Here is a 6,271-nt window from a genome sequence, read left to right on the forward strand (position 1 = left end):
TGCTGATAATTGTAGCTTTAGGACTGCTCTCAACCTCTACCGTAAATTGTTAAGCAATTCCTGTACCGCACAGTATTGGATGTGTCCCTATATTCCGATAAAAAAATAAAAATATTTTGAAAATATTTTTAATCTGTAACAGATATGTAACACCACATCATATACAATGAGCATATATTATGTGATAGAGAAATAAACATAGCGGTCAGTGTTATTGACTGCAACTGCACTGCTTGAGGTGATGGGCTGCTGTGATAATCTTTAGCTATCAAGTTATATAAATGGTTCGCATATGGCGAATAATGATCAAAATTAAAGTGGAGGGATTCATAATGAAGAGGATACTGTCAACATCGTTATACAAAGGGTTTAATGTAAAGGCAGTGCTGTTGTGCATAATAATTACAGTAATGTGTAGTTTTGTCTTGTCTGACTATGTTTTTGCCGAAACAATCGAAGAGAATGTTCAGAGAGCTGACCTTATTTTCATCGGAACAATGTATGAAGAGTTATCGCATACAAGTGAATCGAAAGCGCTGATTTACACTACGGCTCATTTCAAAGATATTGAGGTAATACACGCAAAATCCAATTCAGGTCAACAGAGTTTACCTCAAATAGCAATAGCCTATGTTGGTGGTACTTTTAATGGACTCTCCTTGTGGGTTAGCGGTGCTCCTAAATTTATAGAAGGACAGCGGTATTTAATTTTTATGTACGACGACGGGAAATTATATTTAAATCCAATAACAGGCCATGAATTTGGGATATTTTTAGTCAAAAAGGATATGGCCAGTGGTCAGGAATATATATTAACACGAAGTAATAATGCAATTATGGATATATCCGGTGGCATAATATCTTTAAGTAAAAGACTCGTTGGTATACAAAATGGCAATCTTGTGCCAGATAAAGGTGCTCTATCCTCTTCAGACCGGTTTAGGTTTACTGAATTGCCGTTACCTTCACAAACTGATGGAATTAACAAGGCGCAGCATTCTGATTTTATCGAAAATAAAGATACATACAGCAGACCACCGTACACTGTGAGTGAATTCTCCGGCTTTATAAGGAATTTAGCCAAAAAAATGCTGTCAGATGTTACCACACATAACGACAACGATTCATTTTTAAAGGCTAAAGACGCCCCTTTATATTTGGAAGCTCCTTTGTCTCTCAGGTATTTACTATCAGGTAAATCGGGGACTCAAGAGAGCGTTCAGTCGTCAGCATGCGGTGCTACCTACTTAAACAGCAAGTTTAATTACTGGTCGTATGCAAGAAATCTACCGGTAGTTTTTCAAATGACTCCTACCACCTTCAAATTCTATAAGTATGATGTGAATGCCATGGCTTTTTATAATAATTATGTAGATATTTATCGTTATACCGATAGTGATGGCAGTGCTGCGGGTGAAAATGGCGTAAGTGAATATTGGGGGTTCCCCAGCACTAAGTCGAATGGTTCGGCATGGGGGAATGCTGGCGCAGCAACTTTTATATGGTGGGGCAGCGATTGTAAGTTAACAGAGACAGATGTTATGTTCAATCCAAATGTCTCATGGTACACTGATCTCAACAGCTCTTTAGGTTCTAGCGGCTATTATTACACTGCTTCACTTATGCATGAACTTGGACACACAGTAGGGCTTATGCTGGGGGACGAAGGTTACAATTACGACGAGCCGACAGTAATGCATGGTATGCACAACAAGCTACTTTTAAAAGGAGATCTCCACCCAATTGATCTATTTACGCTTTATAGTTTATATGGATCATACGCCAAGTACCCGACCGATGTTGGAGTTCAGTCCTATTATGCAAATAATGGTTTAAAAACATCAACCACGAACAAGTCGTCCTATAATTCTGGAGAAGCCATTACGCTTTATAATGTAACTGTCGAGAATAACTCAGCTACAAATGTGAGTAATCTTAATCTGCAGTTTTTTTTATGTACTTCCCGTGATGACACGTCAACGTGTTATCCCCAGTCCCTTGGGAATGGTACCTGGTATTGGACAACGTTTAATGCTATTCATTATGTCGTTAGCAACTATGTTACAAGCATTCCTTCCGGTATCCCGTCTGGCACATATTATATAATGGCGCGTGTAAACATAGGAGGAACAGAAGATAGTATAACTGTGAATAATCACACAAGTTTTTATAGTCCTATAGTAGTCTCAGGAACCACGTCAGGCTCTTATGCCTTGACCGTAACAAAATCTGGCACTGGTTCAGGCACAGTAGCAGCATCAAGCGGAACTCTAAGCTGGAGCGGCAATGTCGGCACGGCGTCCTACACGTCAGGCACATCAGTAGTGTTAACGGCAACGGCCAATTCTGGTTCTACTTTTACGAGTTGGTCAGGCTGCAATGCGTCAAGTGGTTCTACTTGTACTGTTACAATGACATCAGGTAAAGGAGTAACCGCAACGTTTACGTCATCTACGGCAGTCTGCACAGGTGCTTTACCGTTATACAGATTTTATAAAATAGACACTGATAGTCATTTTTGGACGATAGATGTGAGCGAGAAAGATTGGATTATCAAGAACTTATCCAATCAATACAAATATGAAGGCCCTACTTTTTACGCCTATACAACCTGCACAGGTGCTTCACCGTTATACAGATTTTATAAAATAGACACTGATAGTCATTTTTGGACGATAGATGTGAGTGAGAAAGATTGGATTATCAAGAACTTATCCAATCAATACAAATATGAAGGGCCTACTTTTTATGCCTATACGACAAATGTTACTGGCACTTCACCGGTATACAGATTTTATAAAATAGACACTGATACTCATTTTTGGACGATAGATATGAGTGAGAAAGATTGGATTATCAAGAACTTATCCAATCAATACAAATATGAAGGCCCTACTTATTACGCCATTACGAAGCCGTAACTGTTTTTAGAGGAATAATAGTAGGAATAATAGGGACGCATCCAATACTGTCCGGCATAGAAATTGCCTTGCAAAATAATTTGCGGCAATGAGGGTGGTATCGAGATTATAGAGTAACCTAGCGGGTGATGTCTATGGTTTGTCGCATTGGCAGGAACGGGACTAGTCGGACATAGCTACCGCCCTTATAGCGGTGATGATCAAATTTTTGGAGGATAATATGAAACAGTTTATGAGCATGTCATTTAATGTATTAGTAACCATCTCGAAATTCTTAGCTATTGCTATGTTAATTGTCCTATCTATCAATTATCCTAAAGCCATAGCGCAGGACCTTTTTAACGAACGTATAAATAAGGTATTGAACCCTGATGTTTACAACAAACTGGTTTTAATGGCTCAGAAATACGGTACTGTTAGAATTATTGTACAAGTTGATGTGCAGTCTCACCCATTAGGCTGGTTGTCTAAGTCAGAAGCAGATGAACAGTTGAAACAAGTGTCACTGGTTCAGGGCAAAGTTATGGACCAGCTGGCTTCAGTCAACGTTATCTCTTATTACAAATTCAAATACAGCCCCGATATCGCTATGACCGTTGACAGACACGCACTTGACACCGTGATTGCCATACCAGAGGTAGTCTATGTCCAGGAGGACAAACTCTCAGCTCCCGGTCAAGTTAACTGGGACATTACTAAAGTCGGCGCCCCTTCGGCATGGTCAATGGGTTATGATGGCTCTGGACATGCTGTTGCAATTCTTGATACGGGTGTTGATAAGAAACATCCTATGCTTTCAGGGAAGGTTGTCTCAGAGGCCTGCTACTCGAGCAACGATTCGACATCCGTCAGTTCTCTATGCCCCGGTGGTGTGGCTGAATCAACATCAAGCGGCGCTGCGATGCCATACGCGGGTAATTGTCCAACCGGGTACTGCGATCATGGAACGCATGTGGCAGGGACAGCAGCAGGACTAAACACCGGTGAATCATCAGGCGTCGCCAAGGGGGCGAACATTATAGCGATACAGGTGTTCTCACTAGTTAACGACACTACCTCATGCGAGGGAACAACTCCTCCTTGCCTGCGTTCATACGATACTGACCAAATGAAAGCTTTGGAAAGGGTTTACAGTTTAAGCAGTACCTATTCCATAGCTTCTGTCAATATGAGTATTAGCACTACTAATAAAGCATACACAACTAATTGTGATAGTGACGGGAGAAAGTCTAAGATAGACAATCTACGTTCTGTTGGCATTGCTACAGTTATTTCTTCAGGTAACGCAGGCGCTACCAATGGAATAGGTGCTCCGGCATGTATTTCTACGGCTGTCAGCGTCGGTTCGACAACAAGTAATGATGCAGTCGCCTCATCTTCTAACAGCGCAAGTTTCTTGTCCTTATTGGCGCCTGGGGATTCTATATATTCCTCCATTCCTAACAACTCATACGATACAATGTCTGGTACCTCTATGGCAGCGCCTCATGTAGCTGGCGCATGGGCAGTGTTGAAACAGATCAAACCGTCCGCATCAGTTGTTAGAATCCTTAATGTCTTAAAAGACACCGGGGTTTCAATAAAAGACTCACGCAATGGTTTAATTAAACCAAGAATACAGGTTGACTCAGCAGTAACACAAATAAAAGCAGGAACAACATGTTCAAGTGCTTCCAAATCTCCGGTATATCGATTTTACAGAAATGATATAGGAAGTCATTTCTATACGATAAGCCAGAGTGAAAAAGATAAAGTTATTAACAATTTGTCTAATTCCTATTCATATGAAGGCCCTGCTTATTATGCCTTTACAACGCAGGTTGCAGGAACTTCACCAGTATACAGATTTTACAGGAAAGACGTAGGAAGTCATTTCTATACGATAGACCAGAGTGAAAAAGATAAAGTTATGAATGAGTTGTCTAATGTCTATTCATATGAAGGCCCTGCTTATTATGCCTATGAAACAGATACATCTTGCGGTTCACCACTATACAGATTTTACAGGAAAGACGTAGGAAGTCATTTCTATACGATAAGCGAGAGTGAAAAAGATAAAGTTATTAACAAATTGTCTAATTACTATTCATATGAAGGCCCTGTTTTTAATGCCTACCAAGATAACATCAATTCTTATACCCTAAGTGTTAGTTTTACCGGAGGCGGCAGGGTAACAAGTTCACCGGCAGGAATAAGTTGTGATTATACGTGTTCTGCCGCATATACCTCTGGCACATCCGTAACGGTTACGGCAACACCGAATTCAGGCTATAGACTTTTAACTTGGACGGGCTGTGATTCGACAAATGGTTCTTCATGTACCGTTTCAATGTCTTCGGATAAGTCCGTATCACCGAAATTTACGATTAACACCACGACTTATTTCTCAATCAAGAATAAGAACAGCGGTAAATGCCTAAATGTAAGCGCTGGAGGTTTAGCTACTCTCGGAGCTACAGTACAGTGGGACTGCGATGGTAGCGATAGCGAACTCTTTACCGCCACCGTCAATAGCAGCGGTTACTACAGTTACAAGAATAAACAAAGCAAAAAGTGTCTGACTGTTAGAAATGCAAGTACCAGTAATAATGCAGAGATAATAGAATGGACCTGTGATCTTAATGACAGTACTGGTCAAAACCAGCTCTGGACACAAACAGTCAATAGTAGTGGATACTACAGTATCAAGGGTAAACAAAGTAATAAATGTATGGATGTTAGAGATTGGAGTACAAGTAATGGTGGGATAATACAATTATATGACTGCACAGGCAGTGACACTCAAGTTTTTAGCTTTAACTAGGGGTGAACACAGAATTCGGAAAAAATCGCACGTTTAGGGGTCAGCTCAAAAGGGGAATAAAAGGGACACATCCCATCGGACAGTATTGGGATGTGTCCCAATACTGTCCGGTATAGAAATTGCGTAGAAATTGCCAGCGGAAGTGAAGAGCAGAGCTAAAGCTACAATCATCAATATATCTTATTGAATTCGATGTCAGGCGCCGGTATGGGCAGAAGCAACAGACGGCAACACGAAAGCATACTCCGTAGCAAGCTGACCGGGAACAAACTATATGTAATGGACGCGGGGTATGAGTTTATTTGAAGAGATAAGGAAAGCCGGGAGCAATTTTGTAAGCCGGATTCGTGACAACGCAGTGTGGGAGTTGATAGAAGACAACAGTTTGACAGAAGCTGACCGAGTCTTTGGGGTTCAAAAGGATATGAGGGTAGTTTTGGGGAGCGACTCAAAATGAGGAGATTTGTCAGCCCCGGTAAGAGTAATAGAGATTTACCACAAGGGCAGTAGTAACAGACGATTAAAGGTATCGTCCAAAACCAAGATT

The 6,271-nt window shown here is 40.9% G+C and carries 3 protein-coding genes; all 3 read left to right on the forward strand.

Annotation, left to right across the window (positions count from 1 at the left end; translation table 11 throughout):
* The first annotated feature begins 332 nt into the window (after positions 1-332).
* Positions 333-2,921, forward strand: a complete 2,589-nt coding sequence (locus tag ASN18_RS15935) for an InlB B-repeat-containing protein (RefSeq protein WP_085053778.1) — start codon at positions 333-335, stop codon at positions 2,919-2,921.
* Between the two features lie 220 nt (positions 2,922-3,141).
* Complete coding sequence (locus ASN18_RS15940) at positions 3,142-5,724, forward strand: S8 family serine peptidase (protein WP_236861828.1); 2,583 nt, start codon at positions 3,142-3,144, stop codon at positions 5,722-5,724.
* A gap of 292 nt (positions 5,725-6,016) precedes the next feature.
* Positions 6,017-6,181, forward strand: a complete 165-nt coding sequence (locus ASN18_RS17335) for a hypothetical protein (protein WP_157073053.1) — start codon at positions 6,017-6,019, stop codon at positions 6,179-6,181.
* Positions 6,182-6,271 lie beyond the last annotated feature (90 nt).

This window comes from Candidatus Magnetominusculus xianensis (genome assembly GCA_001541255.1).
Taxonomy (GTDB): Bacteria; Nitrospirota; Thermodesulfovibrionia; order Thermodesulfovibrionales; family Magnetobacteriaceae; genus Magnetominusculus; species Magnetominusculus xianensis.

Coding starts and splice junctions, on each gene's coding strand:
- ASN18_RS15935 (WP_085053778.1), top strand. CDS start 333: ATGAAGAGGATACTGTCAACATCGTTATACAAAGGGTTTAATGTAAAG.
- ASN18_RS15940 (WP_236861828.1), top strand. CDS start 3,142: ATGAAACAGTTTATGAGCATGTCATTTAATGTATTAGTAACCATCTCG.
- ASN18_RS17335 (WP_157073053.1), top strand. CDS start 6,017: ATGAGTTTATTTGAAGAGATAAGGAAAGCCGGGAGCAATTTTGTAAGC.